At 62.5% G+C, this 17,393-nt stretch carries 16 protein-coding genes; 5 read left to right on the top strand and 11 right to left on the bottom strand.

Annotated elements, in window-relative coordinates; all coding sequences use genetic code 11:
* Positions 1–84: 84 nt before the first annotated feature.
* A complete protein-coding gene (locus LU682_RS01810) occupies positions 85–1,011 on the top strand; it encodes a heparin lyase I family protein (RefSeq protein ID WP_061405558.1) in 927 nt (308 codons plus the stop codon).
* Between the two features lie 64 nt (positions 1,012–1,075).
* Here LU682_RS01810 and LU682_RS01805 read toward each other — a convergent pair whose 3' ends face one another.
* Both LU682_RS01805 and LU682_RS01800 read right to left on the bottom strand, forming a co-directional pair.
* A complete protein-coding gene (locus LU682_RS01805; protein ID WP_003177654.1) occupies positions 1,076–1,234 on the bottom strand; it encodes a YqaE/Pmp3 family membrane protein in 159 nt (52 codons plus the stop codon).
* A gap of 147 nt (positions 1,235–1,381) precedes the next feature.
* Positions 1,382–2,662: an aspartate aminotransferase family protein gene (locus LU682_RS01800; RefSeq protein WP_010951724.1), complete on the bottom strand. Its 1,281-nt coding sequence runs from the start codon at positions 2,660–2,662 to the stop codon at positions 1,382–1,384.
* Positions 2,663–2,872: 210 nt separating this feature from the next.
* Between LU682_RS01800 and LU682_RS01795 the strand changes: the two genes are divergently transcribed.
* Positions 2,873–3,796: a LysR family transcriptional regulator gene (locus tag LU682_RS01795; protein WP_010951723.1), complete on the top strand. Its 924-nt coding sequence runs from the start codon at positions 2,873–2,875 to the stop codon at positions 3,794–3,796.
* A 340-nt stretch (positions 3,797–4,136) separates the two neighbouring features.
* Here the strand turns inward: LU682_RS01795 and LU682_RS01790 are convergent, their stop codons facing one another.
* The 9 genes from LU682_RS01790 to bioB all read right to left on the bottom strand — a co-directional run bounded on the left by LU682_RS01790 (position 4,137) and on the right by bioB (position 14,685).
* Positions 4,137–5,915, bottom strand: a complete 1,779-nt coding sequence (locus tag LU682_RS01790; RefSeq protein ID WP_010951722.1) for an acyl-CoA dehydrogenase C-terminal domain-containing protein — start codon at positions 5,913–5,915, stop codon at positions 4,137–4,139.
* 124 nt (positions 5,916–6,039) lie between these two features.
* Positions 6,040–7,323 carry a GGDEF domain-containing protein gene (locus LU682_RS01785; protein WP_049587145.1) on the bottom strand — a complete coding sequence of 428 codons (1,284 nt, stop codon included), beginning with the start codon at positions 7,321–7,323 and terminating at the stop codon, positions 6,040–6,042.
* Between the two features lie 301 nt (positions 7,324–7,624).
* The gene (locus tag LU682_RS01780; RefSeq protein WP_010951720.1) at positions 7,625–9,430 is read right to left on the bottom strand and encodes a phenylacyl-CoA dehydrogenase; all 1,806 of its coding nucleotides are present in this window, start codon (positions 9,428–9,430) and stop codon (positions 7,625–7,627) included.
* A 287-nt stretch (positions 9,431–9,717) separates the two neighbouring features.
* Positions 9,718–10,014 (bottom strand): hypothetical protein, encoded by a 297-nt coding sequence (locus LU682_RS01775; protein WP_049587144.1) that lies wholly within the window; start codon positions 10,012–10,014, stop codon positions 9,718–9,720.
* 212 nt (positions 10,015–10,226) lie between these two features.
* Complete coding sequence (gene bioD, locus LU682_RS01770; protein ID WP_003255605.1) at positions 10,227–10,907, bottom strand: dethiobiotin synthase; 681 nt, start codon at positions 10,905–10,907, stop codon at positions 10,227–10,229.
* 10 nt (positions 10,908–10,917) lie between these two features.
* Positions 10,918–11,736: a malonyl-ACP O-methyltransferase BioC gene (bioC, locus tag LU682_RS01765; RefSeq protein WP_010951717.1), complete on the bottom strand. Its 819-nt coding sequence runs from the start codon at positions 11,734–11,736 to the stop codon at positions 10,918–10,920.
* The gene (locus LU682_RS01760; protein ID WP_010951716.1) at positions 11,729–12,460 is read right to left on the bottom strand and encodes an alpha/beta fold hydrolase; all 732 of its coding nucleotides are present in this window, start codon (positions 12,458–12,460) and stop codon (positions 11,729–11,731) included. The genes bioC and LU682_RS01760 overlap by 8 nt, the downstream gene beginning before the upstream one ends.
* On the bottom strand, positions 12,453–13,625 hold the full coding sequence (gene bioF / locus LU682_RS01755; RefSeq protein ID WP_010951715.1) for an 8-amino-7-oxononanoate synthase: 1,173 nt from the start codon (positions 13,623–13,625) through the stop codon (positions 12,453–12,455). Before bioF ends, LU682_RS01760 begins: the two co-directional genes overlap by 8 nt.
* Before the next feature lies 1 nt (position 13,626).
* Positions 13,627–14,685 carry a biotin synthase BioB gene (gene bioB, locus LU682_RS01750; RefSeq protein ID WP_010951714.1) on the bottom strand — a complete coding sequence of 353 codons (1,059 nt, stop codon included), beginning with the start codon at positions 14,683–14,685 and terminating at the stop codon, positions 13,627–13,629.
* A gap of 89 nt (positions 14,686–14,774) precedes the next feature.
* Here bioB and LU682_RS01745 point away from each other — a divergent pair, with 89 nt between their 5' ends.
* The 3 genes from LU682_RS01745 (at position 14,775) to LU682_RS01735 (ending at position 17,393) form a co-directional block, all read left to right on the top strand.
* The gene (locus tag LU682_RS01745) at positions 14,775–15,506 is read left to right on the top strand and encodes a ComFC family protein (protein ID WP_010951713.1); all 732 of its coding nucleotides are present in this window, start codon (positions 14,775–14,777) and stop codon (positions 15,504–15,506) included.
* A 49-nt stretch (positions 15,507–15,555) separates the two neighbouring features.
* Positions 15,556–16,320, top strand: coding sequence for a TOBE domain-containing protein (locus tag LU682_RS01740; protein ID WP_010951712.1), 765 nt, complete (start codon positions 15,556–15,558; stop codon positions 16,318–16,320).
* A 98-nt stretch (positions 16,321–16,418) separates the two neighbouring features.
* Positions 16,419–17,393 carry a serine/threonine protein kinase gene (locus tag LU682_RS01735; protein ID WP_049587141.1) on the top strand — a complete coding sequence of 325 codons (975 nt, stop codon included), beginning with the start codon at positions 16,419–16,421 and terminating at the stop codon, positions 17,391–17,393.

Below are 17,393 nucleotides of genomic sequence, written 5' to 3'. Positions count from 1 at the left end.
AACGTCGCGGTATTCGCGCCGCCCTTGAACCTGTATGGATGCGCTATCAGGGCGGCGGCTATTGTAAATTGACAATGGGCCGCCATGATGAAAAAAGACGCGCACGGAGCACCAATCAAAGATCGACAAAATGGCCATACGCATTTCGTCATGCGGGTATGGGCGCTATTACTTCAATGGTTATCGCCGGATAAAACTCAGAGTGCAATCCTTGGGAAAAACCTGCCAGATGATGACGAGGAGAGCTGCCCACCCAATGCCCCTGAAAACTTTCTGATGTGGGTCGGGTCAACCACACCCCTCGACCGCAACCAGGAAGATGAACAGAAAGCCACCCATGAGCTCTTCAGAATGGTAGAAACAGGCGGGCCGGAAACGGGGGCGAGCCTCAAGGTGGTGCGAGATACGGAACGAGGCAAAGTCTGGTTGTTTGATAAGCCTGCGCACACGAGTAATTACCGGTGCGAGTCAAACTCCATCAAAGTTAATGTGGCACCCTACGAAGTCTATGAAGGCTGGAAGGAAAACCAGATTTACGACTTTTGCTGGAGCAGCAAATTCCCTGAAGTCGACAACGACCCGTATGGCGACTATGTGATCTTTCAGTGGAAGTCCGAGGGCAGCAATGTCTACCCTTTCTTCATGAAGGTGCAGGCCGGCCGGTTTGAAATGACGCACTACAACACCCGGCTCGATGGTGAAAAACACAAGGTGGTCTGGTGGACGCGAATTGAAGCGGACAAGTGGTACGACATCCGGATTCGGGTTCTGCTCTCCAGTGACCAAGATATCGGTACTGTTCAACTCTTTCTGGATAATGCCCCCCAGAAATTCACAGCCGACCGGGAAGGAAAGCCTAGGGAACCCGATGAAAGGGATCCTTTTACCCTCGTATGCCAGACGTTCTCCCCTGCCCGGCATTACTTGAAATGGGGCGTTTACAATACCGGGTTCCCACTGAACGCGCTGAAACACTACGTCGACAAACTCATGGTAAAACGCATTGCATAGCGAGCTTCGAAACTGAGGGCTGTTGCGGGGGTGGGAGACTGGGATGTCTTCCCCCCCCGGCACCTCACCGCTTGGCGATGATATACACCGCATGCACGATCCCCGGAATGTACCCCAGCAGGGTCAGCAGGATATTAAGCCAGAACGCCCCGCCAAACCCCACCTGCAGAAACACGCCCAGCGGTGGCAGAAGAATGGCGATGATGATGCGAATAAAGTCCATGCGAGTCTCTCCTGAAGGGTTACATCAAAGACTAGCTCCCAGCCGTAGAGGTTCCACAGGCAAAAAAAAACGCCCCGGGCCGAATGAAACAGGCCAGGGGCGATGCGCAGGAACGCCAGACGGTTCGTTGAATTCTTTGCCAGGCCGCTACGCCGGCATTTCGCGACGGGCCTGCTGCTGGGCATGCAGGCGGGCGAAAGCGCGCGCCAGGCGCAGCAGCATTTCGTCGATGTTGCCTTTGCTCACAGTCAGCGCCGGTGAAAAGCGCACTACATCCACTTGCGGCGCGTTGAGCAGCAGGCCTTCGTGCAGGGCCGCGGCCACCAGTTCGCGGGCGAGGTTTTCTTTCAGTTGCAGGGCCCATAGCAGCCCGTGACCGCGCACTTCACCCTGACCATAGCGCCCGGTCAGGCGGCTCAGGCCTTCACGCAGGTGACGACCGTTGTCCTGGACCTGGGCCAGAAAGCCAGGTTCCAGCACGCTGTCCAGCACCGCCAGGCCGGCGGCGCACATCAGCGCGTTGCCGTGATGGCTGCCTTCCAGCTCACCAGGCTCGGCGCAGCATGCCTTGCCCCTCGCCAACAAGGCGGCCAGCGGCACGCCGCCCCCCAGGCCCTTGCCCAAGGTGATGATGTCGGCACGCACGCCATAGAGCTCCTCGGCCAGCAGCGCACCACAGCGACCAATACCGGTCTGCACCTCATCAAGGATCAGCAGGATGCCCAGTTCGCGGCAGAGCGTTTCCACGCCCTTGAGGTATTCCTGAGTAGCGGGAATAACGCCCGCCTCACCCTGTATCGGCTCGAGCATGATTGCCACGGTGCGTGAATCCACCTCGGCGTGCAGCGCCGCGAGGTCATTGAACGGCACCTTGCTGAAACCCGGCAGACCAGGTTCGCAGCGATTGCACGGCAACGGGTCGGACGCGGACAGCGCGCCGAGGCTACGGCCATGGCAGGCTTGGCTGGCAGTAATGATGTGATAGGCGCCGTTGCGGTGCAGTTGGCCCCACTTACGCGCCAGCTTGATCGCCCCTTCACAGGCCTCGGCACCGCTGTTAAGCAGGTAGGCCTGGTCACTGCCGGTACTCTGACACAGCCGGTTGACCAGCCCCAGCAAGCCACGGTTGTGGAAGCCCGAGCCCGGGTTGATCAACGCCTGAGCCTGGTTGCCCAACGCTTTGACCAGCACGCTGGGGCTGTGGCCCAAGCTGTTGACCGCACCGCCCTGAGTGAAGTCCAGGTAGGCATGCCCTTCGTTGTCCCACAACCACGAGCCCTGGCCACGCACGAATACCTGCGCTGCACGTTCGGTGCCGGGCATCAGGCGCTCAGGCGACTGCTCAGACGCGTGCGGCACGATCACCGGCGCACGCTTGGGCTCGGCGGCGGCGGCAGGAGCCGAGCGGCGCAGGTTGAACAGGTTCATCAGGGCTCCAACCAATCACGGTAAAGGGCAGCCACGGTGCGGTCTTGGTGCCTGCACTCGATATTTTGCCTTGCCTATCAAAAGTGTTTTTCATCCGGGGTAACAATCGACCGAATCATCGCTGTAACCCTTTGGAATACGGCGATAGACTAGGCTTCAGCAGGGTTTTCGACCATTTCGTTTTTCCAGCATTTTCGATAAGTGTTGCTTATGGATTTCCGCCAACTGCGTTATTTCGTCGCGGTGTACGAAGAAGGCCACGTAGGCCGTGCCGCCGAACGCCTGTCGCTGTCACAGCCGGCGCTTTCCCAGCAGATTCGCCAATTGGAGCACAGCCTCGACCTGAGCCTGTTCGAGCGCAGCAACAAACGCTTGCTGCCGACCCTGGCTGCCCACACCTTGTACAACCATGCCCTGCCGTTGCTCGACGGCCTGCAGCGGGCCCACGAGGCCATGCGCAACTTCAAGGGCCAGTCGCTGCGCACCTTGGCTATCGGTGTATTGCAGACCGTGCGGCCAAGCCTGATCCCGCAGCTGCTTGAACGGCTGCGCAAGGCTCAACCTCACCTGGTCGTGCAGATTTACGAGTTGTCGGGGTTGGAGATCGAACGGCGCCTGCTCAACGGCAACCTGGACATCGGCATCAGCTATTTGCCGCCGCGCCAGCCAGGGCTGCATGGCCTGCTGTTGTACGAAGATGAGCTGCAACTGGTCATACCCGATACCCACCCGCTGAAGGACTTCAAGAAGGTGTCCATCCGTCAGGCCGCCGAGTTGCCCATGCTGATGCTGGGCGAGGAGTTCCAGATCCGTCAGATCTGGCAGGCGCAACTGGCCAGTCAGGGCCGACGGCCGCAGGTGCAGGCAGAGATGAACAATATGGCAGGGATTCTCGATAGCCTCGCGCACACAGCGCTGGCGACCATTCTGCCGGGGCGCGCCAAGGAGGCCGCCGAAGATGATCAGGGGCTGCTGTGGAAGCCGTTGAGCGAGCCGCGCGTGCCGTTGAAGGTCGGCCTGGTATTTCGCGATGCCCAGCGCCAGCAGGCCTCTGTGGAGCTGCTGCGCACGTTGCTGGAGGAAGAGACGGACGCTCGCCTGATGGGAGCATCACCGCTGGATGTGCTGGCCTGAAAAACACGCACGCAAAGAAAACCCCGCCGAAGCGGGGTTTTCCAGACTGTTTCCCTGTGACATCCGTATCGCCCCGCCATCCTGGCAGGTGGTCCTTCGTCGTCGTCCTTGATCTGTCCTTTGCGCTTCCTGCGCAACGTCCATGTGGTAAAGATTAACAGTGGATCCAATCTTAGAACAGTGGTGAAAAGTCACCACGTCGTGTAGGAAAAAGCTTACACAGGAGATTCATTCACAGATATGCGATGGCTGAGGCCGCTTCCACCTATCCAAACTTAGGCGATACCTGTGGGAGCGGCCTTGCGTCGCGATTGGGCTGCGCAGCAGCCCCAAAAATCGATCAGAACTGCTCGGCATCCAGCAGGTAAAGCGACTCACTCCCCGCCTTCACCGAAGCCACCAGCGAATCCACCCGTGGCAGCAACCGCGCAAAGTAGAACCGCGCCGTACCCAGCTTGCCCGAATAGAACGGCGCATCCCCCTCGCCCGCCAGCGCCGCCCGCGCCATCAGTGCCCACATGTAGCCATAGGCAACATAGCCAAAGGCATGCAGGTACTCGACCGAAGCCGCGCCAATTTCATTCGGGTTGCCCTTGGCCTGCTGCAATACCCACTCGGTCAAACCGTCGAGCTGATCGAGCGAAGCGCCCAGTGGCTTGGCGAATTCGTCCAGTTCGCTGCCTGCACCGGTAATGAACTGGCGAATCTCGTCAGAGAACAGCTTGTAGTATGCCCCGCCGCTGGCCACCACTTTACGCCCCATCAGGTCGAGGGCCTGGATGCCATTGGTACCTTCGTAGATCTGGGTAATGCGCACATCGCGCACCAACTGCTCCTGCCCCCACTCACGAATGTAACCATGCCCGCCGAATACCTGCTGGCCATGCACTGCGCACTCCAGGCCCAGGTCGGTGAGGAAGGCCTTGGCCACCGGCGTCAGCAGTGCCACCAGCTCTTCGCTGCGTTTGCGCACGCTGGCGTCTTCGCTGTACTTGGCACTGTCCAGTTGCATGGCCACATAAGTGGAGAATGCGCGGCCACCTTCGATCAGCGCCTTCATGGTCAACAGCATGCGACGCACGTCCGGGTGGACGATGATCGGGTCGGCAGCCTTGTCCTTGGCTTGTGGGCCGGCCGGGGCACGGCTTTGCAGGCGATCGCGGGCGTACTCCACGGCGTTCTGATAGGAGCGCTCGGCCGACGCCAGGCCTTGAATGCCGACGCCCAGGCGCTCGTAGTTCATCATGGTGAACATGGCCGCCAAGCCTTTGTTCGGCTCACCGACGATGTAGCCGACAGCCTCGTCGAAGTTCATCACACAGGTAGCCGAAGCCTGGATGCCCATTTTGTGCTCGATCGAGCCGCAAGTGGCCGGGTTCCGCGCACCGAGGCTGCCGTCTTCATTGACCAGGAACTTCGGCACCAGGAACAGCGAAATCCCTTTCGGCCCCGCCGGTGCATCCGGCAACTTGGCCAGCACCAGATGGATGATGTTCTCGGTCAGGTCGTGTTCGCCACCCGTGATGAAAATCTTGGTACCGCTGACCTTGTAGCTGCCATCAGCCTGGGGCTCGGCCTTGGTGCGGATGATGCCCAGGTCGGTGCCGGCATGCGGCTCGGTCAGGCACATGGAGCCGGCCCAAACGCCGGCATACATGTTCGGAAGGTATTTTTCCTTCAAGGCCTCGCTGGCGTGGGCGTTGATCGACAGGCAGGCGCCGGCCGTCAGCATCGGGTACAGGCCGAAGGCCAGGCTGGACGCGTTGACCATTTCCTCGACCTGGGCCGAGATGGCCTTGGGCATACCCATACCGCCGAACAGCGGGTCGCCGCCCACGCCCACCCAGCCGCCTTCGGCGTAGGTGTTGTAGGCTTCAATGAAACCGGCTGGGGTCCGCACCGCGCCGTTGTCCCAGTGGCAGCCCTCTTCGTCGGCGGCGCGGCTGAGCGGCGCAATGGTCCTGGCGGTGACCTTGCCGGCTTCTTCCAGCACGGCCATGGCCGTGTCGGCATCGACAACCTCGGCCAGCCCGGGCAACTGCGTCCACTGCTCGGCCACGTTGAAGACTTCATTCAGTACGAAGCGCATGTCGCGCAGCGGCGCTTTATAGTCAGCCATGACAACCTCTCGCTAGTCGGGTCGGGGCGGTCTCGGGGAACCGCGACACTGGGGTTACTGGCAGTGTAACCGAACAACTTTTGCGAGACATAGGGTCATCAATCGACTGCATAGTCTAATTCGGTCACGCCGTACGCACTGCCCCACGCGGTGATTGTCGCCCATGCACCATGACACAATTGCGCCCCGCGCCTTTGGCACTGTAAAGCGCCTGGTCGGCGGATTTCAGCACCGCCTCGGGGTTGCGATGATCGGCCTGGCGCTCGGCCACGCCGATACTGATGGTGACCGAGACCGTGCCGCCGGCGCTGCCAGCCCGGCGCTGGCGCCCGGCGGTATCGTCCTGCGGGCGGTTGTGCTGATCGCGCAGGTGCATCACGTAATTGGCGATCACTTCACGCACGGCTTCCACATGCGGCACGCATTCCGCGGCGGTCTTGCCGGCGAACACCAGGGCGAACTCCTCCCCGCCATAACGGTAGGCACGGCCACCGCCGGTGACCTTGGACAAGCGGCTGGCGACCAACCGCAGCACCTGGTCACCGACATCGTGGCCGTGGGTGTCATTGAATTTCTTGAAGTGGTCGACATCGGTCATGGCGATCACATAGTTACGCCCCAGGCGCTGCATGCGCTCGTTCAGCGCACGGCGCCCCGGCAGGCCAGTCAGCTCGTCACGGAAGGCCATCTGATAAGCCTCGTGCGCCACTGCTGCGGCGATCATCAACATCACCTGGCTGCACATGATGTTCAAGGTAAACGGCAGGATGAAGGTCTGCGGCAGCATCCAGAAAATGCCCAGCAGGCCGATCAACTGCGCGGCGTGCAGCGGCCGGGGTGCACGCAGGTACTGCACCACCAGCAGAATGAACACACCCAGGAACAGCGGGTAGACCATCTGGATCAGGCTCATCCAGTGGCCATGCAAAGCCGGCCAGCGGATCTCCGCCAACCAGGTCAGCAACGCCTCGGGGTAGCTTTGCTGGAGGGCCACCGCCACACTGCCCACGGCAAACAGCACCGCACCGCGGGCGACCAGGTCCTGCAGCAGGTGCGTACGCTCCTGCCAGGCGCCATACAGCCCGAACAGCGCCGGCAGCAACAGGCAGACAAGGTGGAAGATCACCGCGGCGTCCTCACGCACGCGGCCATGGTCACGGTAGAAGTCGGTCTGGGTATCGAGCAGAAAGTAGGCGATGTACACCGTCAGCATCAGGAACAGCTCACGCTGACGGCGGTATACCGCGCAGTAGGCGCCACCCAGCAGCAGAACCAAGGTAGGCAGGACATTGAACAGCGATGTGAAAAAGACGCTGAGGTCTCTCACATAGGCTGCGGCGAGCCCTGCCAGCAACAAGAACAGCGACGGCAGGAAGTGGCTTGCGCGAACAGCGTTAAGACGAAACAAGGGTAATCTCCAACCCGGCAGATCAATAATGGCATTGTGCCCTCACTTCATCGGCAGTGCACTGGAACAGTTGAATTTGCGGTTGGATGAACGAACTTCCGGCCGCCACGCGAGCCTTGTAGGAGCGGGTTTACCCGCGAATACGGTAGCGCTGGCAACGGTGAACGGCTGATGGAGATTGGCCAGCAGGGCCGGCCTCTTCGCGGGTAAACCCGCTCCTACGAGGGACCACGCTGAACCTGAAGACGTAAAAAACCCGCCTCCCGGTCAGGGCAGGCGGGTTTTGGGTACAGCGCCAGTATCAGTACGACAGGCCGAAGTGCTCTTCGTCCATCGCCATCAGGTTGTTGGCGCCCGACAGCATGGTCGCCACATGGGTACGGGTACGTGGCAGGATGCGCTGGAAGTAGAAGCGCGCAGTCTGCAGCTTGGCGGTGTAGAACGCCTCCTCGCTGGTGCCGGCTGCCAGTTTCTCGGCGGCCAGGCGGGCGATGTCGGCCCAGAAGTAGGCCAGGCAGGCATAGCCGGAGTACATCAGGTAATCGACCGAAGCCGCACCCACTTCTTCACGGTCCTTCATGGCAGCCATGCCCACTTTCATGGTCAGCTCGCCCCACTCCTTGTTGATGGCCGCCAGCGGTTCAACGAACTCCTTGACCGCTTCGTTACCTTCCTGCGCCTGGCAGAACTTGTGCACGATCTTGGTGAAGCCCTTCAGTGCTTCGCCCTGAGTCATCAGCACTTTGCGACCGAGCAGGTCGAGGGCCTGAATACCGGTAGTGCCTTCGTACAGCATGGAGATACGGCTGTCGCGCACGTTCTGCTCCATGCCCCATTCGGCGATGAAGCCATGGCCGCCGTAGATCTGTACGCCGTGGTTGGCGGCTTCGAAACCGACTTCGGTCATGAATGCCTTGGCGATCGGGGTCAGGAACGCCAGCAGGGCGTCAGCCTTCTTGCGCTCTTCTTCGTCCTGGCTGTACTTGACGATGTCCACCTGCTTGGCGGTGAAGTAAACCATCGCGCGGTTGCCTTCGGCGAAGGCCTTCATGGTCAGCAGCATGCGACGCACGTCCGGGTGGACGATGATCGGGTCAGCGGCCTTGTCCGGTGCTTTCGGGCCGGTCAGGGAACGCATCTGCAGGCGCTCACGGGCGTACTTCAGGCCACCCTGGAACGCCACCTCGGCGTGGGCCAGGCCTTGCAGCGCGGTCCCCAGACGAGCAGTGTTCATGAAGGTGAACATGCAGTTCAGGCCTTTGTTGGCTGGGCCGATCAGGTAGCCGGTGGCAGCATCGAAGTTCATGACGCAGGTAGCGTTACCGTGGATGCCCATCTTGTGTTCGATCGAGCCGCAGCTCACGCCGTTGCGCTCGCCCACGCCGCCCTCGGCGTTGGGCAGGAACTTCGGCACGATGAACAGCGAAATCCCCTTGGTACCGGCCGGTGCGTCCGGCAGGCGGGCCAGGACGATATGGACGATGTTGTCGGCCATGTCGTGCTCACCGGCCGAAATGAAGATCTTGGTGCCCGACACTTTGTAGCTGCCGTCGGCCTGTGGCTCGGCCTTGGTGCGCAGCATGCCCAGGTCGGTGCCGCAGTGCGGTTCGGTCAGGCACATGGTGCCGGTCCACTCGCCGGACACCAGCTTGGTCAGGTAGGTGTGCTGCTGCTCGGCAGTGCCATGCGCAGAAATAGTGTTCATCGCGCCATGCGACAGGCCTGGGTACATACCCCACGACCAGTTCGAGCCACCGACCATTTCGCTCAGGGCCAGGCCCAGCGACTCTGGCAGGCCTTGGCCGCCATGTTCGACGTCATGTGCCAGGCTCGGCCAGCCGCCTTCGACGAACTGCTGGTAGGCTTCTTTAAAGCCGGTTGGGGTTTTCACCCCCGATTCGCTCCAGGTGCAGCCTTCCTGGTCACCCACGCGGTTCAGCGGCGACAACACCTGCTCACAGAACTTCGCGCCTTCTTCAAGGATCGCGTCGACCATGTCGGGCGTGGCGTCCTGGCAGCCCGGCAGGCTCTGATAGTGCGCCTCATAGCCAAGCAGCTCGTCGCGAACGAAGCGGATATCACGCAAGGGGGCTTTGTAGTCAGGCATTGCGATGAACCTCTAGGTGAGTTCTGTGGGGTGACCCGCGCTTGGCGGAAGCCGATCAAACAGTTGTTTGAAACTTACGTTTAGCTCAGCTTTCTGTCAAGGATGGACTATGGTGCCATTTACGCCACGAAAAATGGCAAATCAGTCATGCCATGCCACAAACCCTTGTAGGAGCGGGCTTGCCCGCGAAGAGGCCCGACCAGACAAAATTGTTGTCTGATCGGACGCATTCGCGGGCAAGCCCGCTCCTACAAGGCAGGCGCTGAAATAGGGGATGACGCAAGTATTCAGGCGTAGGTGTCGATGATCCGGCCAAGCATTTCGTCGGATGCCTTGACGACCTTTGCGCCGAGCTCGACTTCGGTCTTGCCCACCGCCTGTTGCACGACACTGGTGGCCATGTCCATCTGCTGGCTGCGGTCGACCGCGCGCAGGCGTTCGGCCTGAAAATCGCTGGACTGGCTAGTGGCGGTGCGTTCGGCAGTGGTGTTGGCGATCTGGCTGGCGGCCTGATCGACGCGATTCTGGCCGGTCTGGATTGCGCTCAGGCCCGCGTAGTAGGCGGAGCTACCGGTGATTTCCATGTCAGGACTCCATTGACGCTGGATGACGAACAGCCCCAATTAAAACAGGCTAGGGGCGAAAAGGCCCGTTTAAATCCCTAATGGCTCAATGCCAGTTGATAGGCCTTGGGTATTCCTGCACTGGCTTCTTCGCGGGTAAACCCGCGCCCACAACGGTATGCGTTCCCTCGTAGGAGCGGGTTTACCCGCGAAGAGGCCGGGCCTGCAACAGACTAATCCAGCAGATCCAGTTGCAGATGCTCAGCCACCATGTCGGCACTGGCCTGCTTGAGCTTGGGAACCCGCCCCAGGCAAGGCGCCGGCAGGCGCTCTGCAAGGCTGGCCAGGTTCTCTTCCAGGCGTGAGGTGCGCGGCTCGATGATGTTTGCTACCCAACCCGCCAACTGCAGCCCATCACGCTCGATCGCTTCGGCGCTGAGCAAGGCATGGCTGATGCAACCCAACCGCACGCCTACCACCAGAATCACCGGCAATCGCAGGGCAACGGCAAGGTCGGACAGGTTCTCCAGGCCCGACAGCGGTACGCGCCAGCCACCGGCCCCCTCTATCAAGGTGAAGTCGGCATTTTGTTGCAGCACATTGCGCATCGCCGCGAGCAGTTCTGGCACAGCCAGCGTCACCCCTGCCTCGCGCGCCGCCACATGCGGGGCTATAGCAGGCTCGAAGGCAAACGGATTGACCTGCTCATAAGGCAGCTTGACCGTGCTTTCGTCGATCAGCGCCAGGGCATCGCTATTGCGCAGGCCTTTCGGCGTCATGGTGCAGCCCGAGGCAACCGGCTTGGCACCCAGCGTGCTCATGCCCTGCAAACGCGCCGCATGCAACAGGCCAGCGGCGATGGTGGTCTTGCCGACATCGGTATCGGTACCCGCAATGAAAAAGGCCTGGCTCATCGTGCTCCCCTTACGCCAGTGGCTTGCGCAACACACCATAGACCACTTGATAGGTGGCTGGCAGCCCCGCGGGTTGGCGAAATGCCTCATAGGCCTGCAACAGGCCCTGCATTCGCGCCCGGCCAGTGAGGCCGGAAGGTCGCCCAGGGTTCAGATTGTGCGCCCCCAACGCCTTCAGTTCGTGGGTCAGGCTGCGCACATCCGGGTAGTGCAGTACATGCGGGCACCGCTCCAGCTCAAGCTGCTCAAAACCGCTGGCTGCGCACAGGCGCTGATAGTCTTCGAAACGGCGGAAGCGGTTTACATGCACCAGGCCATCCACCGCCTGCCAGCTGGCGCGCAGTTCGTCGAGGGTGCCCACGCACAGGCTGCTGAAGGCCAGTACTCCACCTGGGCGCAGCACCCGCTGCGCCTCGGCCAGCACACTGGCGAACTGATCGCACCACTGCACCGCCAGGCTGGAAAACACCAGGTCGACACTGGCATCGCGCAGCGGCAAACGCTCGGCGTCGCCAACCACGTGATACTGCGCCCCACCCTTGACATGACGCGCATGAAGCAACATGCCCTCGGCAATATCCACCGCCACGCCGCCGGCCTGGGCGAAACGCTCGGCCAGCATGCGGCTGAAATGGCCGGTGCCGCTGCCCAGGTCCAGCCAGTGTGACGGCTGCAGGCCTGCCGGCAACTGCTCCAGCAGGCTCAGGCCTACAGCGCGCTGAAGGGCCGCCACGCTGTCGTAACTGGCCGCGGCGCGGGAGAACGAGGCCGCCACCTGGCGCTTGTCGGGCAATGCGCCGGGCAGGGTCGGACGGGAAAGGTCAGTCATCGCCACTCTCATGCAGAAAACTCTTGATGCCCGCCGCCAGCTCCTGCGGATACTCCAGCAGGAACGCGTGGGAACTGTCTTCGACCATGCCCACTTCTACATCGGGCAACAGCTCGCTCAACGCCTTTGCCGCCTCTGCTGGCACTAGTGCATCGCTGCCGGCGAACAGGTGCAGCTGCGGGCCATCATAGGCCTGCAAGGCCTCACGGGTGTCCAGCTTAGCCAGCACTTCAAGGCCAGTGGCCAGGTACAACGGGTCGGTTTCCGGCACGCCGACACCCAGCTGGCGCAACAGGGTGCGCGGCTGCAGTGCGCCGTCGCTGCACAAGGTACGAAAGCGCTTGAGGGTAACCTGAGTATGGTTGCGGCAACCGTCGAGGAAGGTGCCGAAGGTGTCTTCGGCCATGCCATGGGGCCAATCTGGCCGGGCCAGGAAGCTGGGGTTGCTGGCCAAGGTCAGCAGCCCGCAGCAGTGGTCGCCACGCTTGTGCGCCAGCGCGCTGGCCAACATGCCACCCAGTGACCAGCCACCCAGCCAGACATCGTTGGGCAGCTTGCGGTCCAGATGGTCGATCCAGGCCTGCACATCGCTGTGGGCCAGTTCTGGCAGGGGCATCAGCTCTACCTGCAGGCGGGCGTCCTGGGCACGCAGGCTAGCGGCCAGCGGCTCCAGCGCAGCAGTTCCCAAGCCCCAGCCGGGCAATAGAACAAGTCGATTACGCATCGGCGTTCTCCAACTGTGGATAACACTCGGCCAATGCATTCAACAATAGCTGCACCTGCGCCTCGCTGTGTGCGGCGCTCAGGGTTACCCGCAGGCGTGCGCTGCCAGCCGGCACGGTGGGTGGGCGGATGGCCGTCACCAGCAAGCCGCGCTCACGCAGCAGGCGTGACAGGCGCAACGCCTGCGCACTGTCACCGATCACGATGGGCTGGATCGGCGTCGGGCTGTCCATCAACTGCAGCCCCAACTGCTGCGCGCCTTCTCGGAACTGGCGAATCAAGGCTGCCAGGTGCTCACGACGCCAGGTTTCGCGGCGCAACAGCTCCAGGCTCTTGAGTGTGGCGCAGGCCAGCGCCGGTGGCTGGCTGGTGGTGTAGATATAGGGGCGGGCGAACTGTACCAGCGCCTCGATCAGCGCCTCGCTGCCGGCAACAAAGGCGCCCGCAGTGCCGCAAGCCTTGCCCAGCGTGCCGATCAGCACGGGTACATCATCCACGCCCAGGCCAAAGTGCTCGACGATGCCGCCGCCTTTGGCACCCAGGGTGCCCAGGCCATGGGCGTCGTCGACCATCAGCCAGGCACCGCGGGCACGGGCGACATTGGCCAGCGCCGGCAGGTCGGCCAGGTCACCGTCCATGCTGAACACGCCATCGGTCACCACCAGGGTATTGCCGACCGCCTTGTCCAGGCGGCTGGCCAGGCTGGCCGGGTCGTTGTGCAGGTAGCGGTTGAAGCGGGCACCACTGAGCAACCCGCCATCCAGCAACGAGGCATGGTTGAGGCGGTCTTGCAATACCGTGTCGCCCTGCCCCACCAGCGCGGTGATGGCGCCCAGATTGGCCATATAGCCGGTGGAGAACAACAGGGCGCGCGGGCGGCCGGTGAGTTCAGCCAGTGCCTCTTCAACCTGATGGTGCGGGGTGCTGTGGCCAACTACCAGGTGCGAGGCCCCCCCCCCCACACCCCAGCGCTCGGCGCCGGCCTGCCAGGCGGCGATCACCTCGGGGTGGTTGGCCAGGCCCAGGTAGTCATTGCTGCAGAAGGCCAGCAACCGCTGGCCGTCGACCACCACTTCCGGCCCTTGCGGGCTTTCCAGCAATGGCCGCTGCCGATACAGGTCTGCGGCGCGCCGTTCGGCCAGGCGCGCTGCCAGGTCGAAAGCCATGTCAGGCTGTCGCGGCGTCGTAGAACATCTCGCTGCTGCGCTGCTCGACCAGCGCTTGCTCGATGGCTGCCTGGTGCACTTCGTCGGCGTGCTCTTCACGCGCTTCGGGCTTGATGCCCAGGCGTGCGAACAGCTGCATGTCCTTGTCGGCCTGGGGGTTGGCGGTGGTCAGCAGCTTTTCGCCGTAGAAGATCGAGTTGGCGCCCGCCATGAAGGCCAGGGCCTGCATCTGCTCGTTCATCTGCTCGCGGCCGGCGGACAGGCGCACGTGAGACTTGGGCATGAGGATCCGGGCCACGGCCAGCATACGGATAAAGTCGAACGGGTCGACGTCCTCTTCCTCAGCCAGCGGCGTGCCGGCCACCTTGACCAGCATGTTGATCGGCACCGACTCCGGGTGTTCCGGCAGGTTGGCCAGCTGGATCAGCAGGCCGGCGCGGTCATCCAGCGATTCACCCATGCCCAGAATGCCACCAGAGCAGATTTTCATCCCGGCGTCGCGCACGTAGGCCAGGGTCTGCAGGCGCTCGCTGTAGGTACGCGTGGTGATGATGCTGCCGTAGAACTCCGGCGAGGTGTCGAGGTTGTGGTTGTAGTAGTCCAGACCAGCCTGGGCCAGGGCCTTGGTCTGCTCCTGGTCGAGTTTGCCGAGGGTCATGCAGGTTTCCAGGCCCATGGCCTTGACGCCTTTGACCATCTCCAGCACGTAGGGCATGTCTTTGGCCGACGGGTGCTTCCACGCCGCCCCCATGCAGAAACGGGTAGAACCGATGGCTTTGGCGCGGGCAGCTTCTTCCAGCACCTTCTGCACTTCCATCAGCTTCTGTTTCTCCAGGCCGGTGTTGTAGTGACCGGACTGCGGACAATATTTGCAATCTTCCGGGCAGGCGCCGGTCTTGATCGACAGCAACGTCGAAACCTGCACGCGGTTGGGGTCGAAATGCGCGCGGTGCACGGTCTGCGCCTGGAACAGCAAGTCATTGAACGGTTGCTGGAACAGCGCCTTGACCTCGGCCAGGGCCCAATCGTGACGTGTTGTTGCAGTTGTGCTGGCGCTCATCGGCGTTTCCTTGTTTAGGCTGTAGCTGGCGCCGGGACAGGAAAGCCCGCCAGCGCATCACGGATAGCTCGCATAGTCATGGAAGGCCTATGAACTGTCAACTGCACTGGAAGCGACTGGTTTACAAGTGCTCACTTATTAATCAGATGTGCTTGTTATGCGATGAGCCTGCCGAGCAGCATTACCCGCTGTGCATCACCTGCGAACAGGCGCTGCCCTGGCTGGGTGATCAGTGCCGACATTGCGCCCTGCCCTTGCCCATGGCCGGCTTGACCTGCGCCCCGTGTGGCCGCTGCTTGCCGGCCTTCGATCAGGTCATTGCCCTGTGGCATTTCGGCTTTCCGGTGGACACGTTGATCAGCCGTTTCAAGCACAATCGCCAATGGCCTTTGGGGCGCCTGATGGCTGAGCTGCTGGGGCAGGGGCTGCAGTATCGCTATGCCGAAGGGTTGCCTCGCCCTGACCTGCTGTTGCCTGTGCCTCTGGCCAGGCGTCGACTGCGCGAGCGGGGGTTCAACCAGGCGGGGATGCTTGGGCGGTGGTTGTCGTCGCACGTCGGGGTAACCTGCAACGAGCGTTTGCTGGCCCGCACCCGCGAGACACCGGCACAGCAACATCTGGGCGCCAAGGCACGGCGGCGCAATTTGCGCCAGGCGTTCGCGGTACAGGGCGAACTGGAAGGCAAGCATGTCGCCATCGTCGATGATGTGTTGACCACCGGTGCCACTGCGCAGGCTATCGCCCAGGCACTGCGCAAGGCAGGTGCGCGGCGGGTGGATGTGTATTGCCTGGCACGTACGCCCAAACCGGGGTATGTATGACCAGGCGCGACCTGCCCATTTGTAAAGCACCTTTGTATACGGAATACCCATGTCCCTACCCCCCGTTCTCACCCAGCACATCGCCCGCCGCCCACAGCGCATCGCGCTGCTGCAGCATATTGCCGAACAAGGCTCGATCACCCGCGCCGCCAAGGCCGCAGGTATCAGCTACAAGGCGGCCTGGGATGCCATCGACGAGCTCAACAACCTGGCCAGCCAGCCCTTGGTCAAGCGCAGCACCGGTGGCCGCGGCGGTGGCGGTGCGCACTTGTCGCCGGAAGGCGAGCGGGTGTTGCGCCTGTACCAACGGCTGCAGGCCCTGCAGGCACAAATCCTTGACGCCGCCGAAGAATCCGGCGACCTCGACCTGCTCGGGCGCCTGATGCTGCGCACCAGTGCGCGCAACCAGTTGCAGGGCCAGGTCAGCGGCCTGCGCCCTGAAGGCCGGTATGACCGCGTCAGCCTGGCATTGGGTGGCGGGCTGGAGATCGATGCGCTGATCACCCACGACAGCACGGCGCGCCTGGAGCTGACACCGGGAACGATGGTGGTGGCGCTGCTAAAGGCCGGGTGGGTGCGTTTACTGGCGCAAGAGGAAGAAGCCGAGAGGGGCAGTAACTGTTTGAACGCGACGGTGGAGGAAGTGCTGGCCGAGGATGACGGCCCCAGCGAGGTCAGGCTGGCGCTGGGGAATGGCCAGACGTTGTGTGCCATTGCAGAGGCGCAGTGGTTGGCAGGGCAGCAGGTGGCGGTCGGCAGCTCGGTGCGGGTGCAGTTCCATCCGTCCTATGTGCTGATCGGGATACCGGCATAGCCTGGCCACGCGGCGAGCGGATTGCGGGCCTGCCTGTGAAGCCGGCACAGGCATAACGCGCTACCATGGCCCCACGCCGCTTACCCTCCGGAGCCACCATGTCCCACCCCTTCGACACCCTCACCCCCGACCTGGTCCTGGACGCAGTGGAAAGCCTGGGCTTTCTCAGCGACGCTCGGGTGCTGGCGCTGAACAGCTACGAGAACCGCGTGTACCAGGTGGGCATCGAAGACGCGCAGCCGTTGATTGCCAAGTTCTACCGCCCAGGCCGCTGGAGCGATGCAGCCATCCTCGAAGAGCACGCCTTCACGGCCGAACTCGCCGACTGCGAAGTCCCGGTGGTTGCGCCCATGCAGCACGATGACCGCACCTTGTTCGAACACAAGGGCTTCCGCTTCACGCTGTTCCCCCGTCGCGGCGGCCACGCCCCCGAACCTGGCAACCTCGACCAGTTGTATCGGCTGGGCCAGTTACTTGGCCGCCTGCATGCCGTGGGCGCCAGCAAGCCGTTCAAGCACCGTGAGGCACTGGCTGTGGACAACTTTGGCCACGCCTCGCTGAACACCTTGCTGGAGGGTAATTTTGTCCCACATGAACTGCTGCCGGCGTTCGAGTCCGTGGCCCGCGATCTGCTCAAGCGGGTGGAGGACATCTACGCTCGCACACCACACCAGCTCATCCGCCTGCACGGCGACCTGCACCCCGGCAACCTGATGCACCGCGATGAGGTGTACCACGTGGTCGACCTCGACGATTGCCGCATGGGCCCAGCGGTGCAAGACCTGTGGATGATGCTGGCCGGCAACCGCGAGGAGCGCCTGGGGCAACTGGCCGAGCTGATCGACGGCTACAACGAGTTCCACGACTTCGACCCGCGCGAACTGGCCCTGATCGAGCCCCTGCGCGCCCTGCGCCAGCTGCACTATAGCGCCTGGCTGGCAAGGCGCTGGGACGACCCGGCGTTCCCGCCCAGCTTCCCTTGGTTCGGCCAGCCACGCTACTGGGGCGACCAGATTCTCGCCTTGCGCGAACAGATGGCTGCGCTGGATGAAGCTCCGCTGAAATTGTTCTAG

It is taken from the genome of Pseudomonas alloputida (assembly GCF_021283545.2).
GTDB classification, from domain to species: Bacteria; Pseudomonadota; Gammaproteobacteria; order Pseudomonadales; family Pseudomonadaceae; genus Aquipseudomonas; species Aquipseudomonas alloputida.
This window is presented reverse-complemented; position numbering and strand designations above follow the sequence as displayed.

Coding starts and splice junctions, on each gene's coding strand:
- LU682_RS01800 (WP_010951724.1), bottom strand. CDS start 2,662: ATGAACCTGTTCAACCTGCGCCGCTCGGCTCCTGCCGCCGCCGCCGAG.
- bioB (WP_010951714.1), bottom strand. CDS start 14,685: ATGAGCGCCAGCACAACTGCAACAACACGTCACGATTGGGCCCTGGCC.
- bioC (WP_010951717.1), bottom strand. CDS start 11,736: ATGACTGACCTTTCCCGTCCGACCCTGCCCGGCGCATTGCCCGACAAG.
- LU682_RS01780 (WP_010951720.1), bottom strand. CDS start 9,430: ATGCCTGACTACAAAGCCCCCTTGCGTGATATCCGCTTCGTTCGCGAC.
- LU682_RS01740 (WP_010951712.1), top strand. CDS start 15,556: ATGTCCCTACCCCCCGTTCTCACCCAGCACATCGCCCGCCGCCCACAG.
- LU682_RS01795 (WP_010951723.1), top strand. CDS start 2,873: ATGGATTTCCGCCAACTGCGTTATTTCGTCGCGGTGTACGAAGAAGGC.
- bioD (WP_003255605.1), bottom strand. CDS start 10,907: ATGAGCCAGGCCTTTTTCATTGCGGGTACCGATACCGATGTCGGCAAG.
- LU682_RS01735 (WP_049587141.1), top strand. CDS start 16,419: ATGTCCCACCCCTTCGACACCCTCACCCCCGACCTGGTCCTGGACGCA.
- LU682_RS01810 (WP_061405558.1), top strand. CDS start 85: ATGATGAAAAAAGACGCGCACGGAGCACCAATCAAAGATCGACAAAAT.
- LU682_RS01805 (WP_003177654.1), bottom strand. CDS start 1,234: ATGGACTTTATTCGCATCATCATCGCCATTCTTCTGCCACCGCTGGGC.
- LU682_RS01775 (WP_049587144.1), bottom strand. CDS start 10,014: ATGGAAATCACCGGTAGCTCCGCCTACTACGCGGGCCTGAGCGCAATC.
- LU682_RS01760 (WP_010951716.1), bottom strand. CDS start 12,460: ATGCGTAATCGACTTGTTCTATTGCCCGGCTGGGGCTTGGGAACTGCT.
- LU682_RS01745 (WP_010951713.1), top strand. CDS start 14,775: ATGAACTGTCAACTGCACTGGAAGCGACTGGTTTACAAGTGCTCACTT.
- bioF (WP_010951715.1), bottom strand. CDS start 13,625: ATGGCTTTCGACCTGGCAGCGCGCCTGGCCGAACGGCGCGCCGCAGAC.
- LU682_RS01790 (WP_010951722.1), bottom strand. CDS start 5,915: ATGGCTGACTATAAAGCGCCGCTGCGCGACATGCGCTTCGTACTGAAT.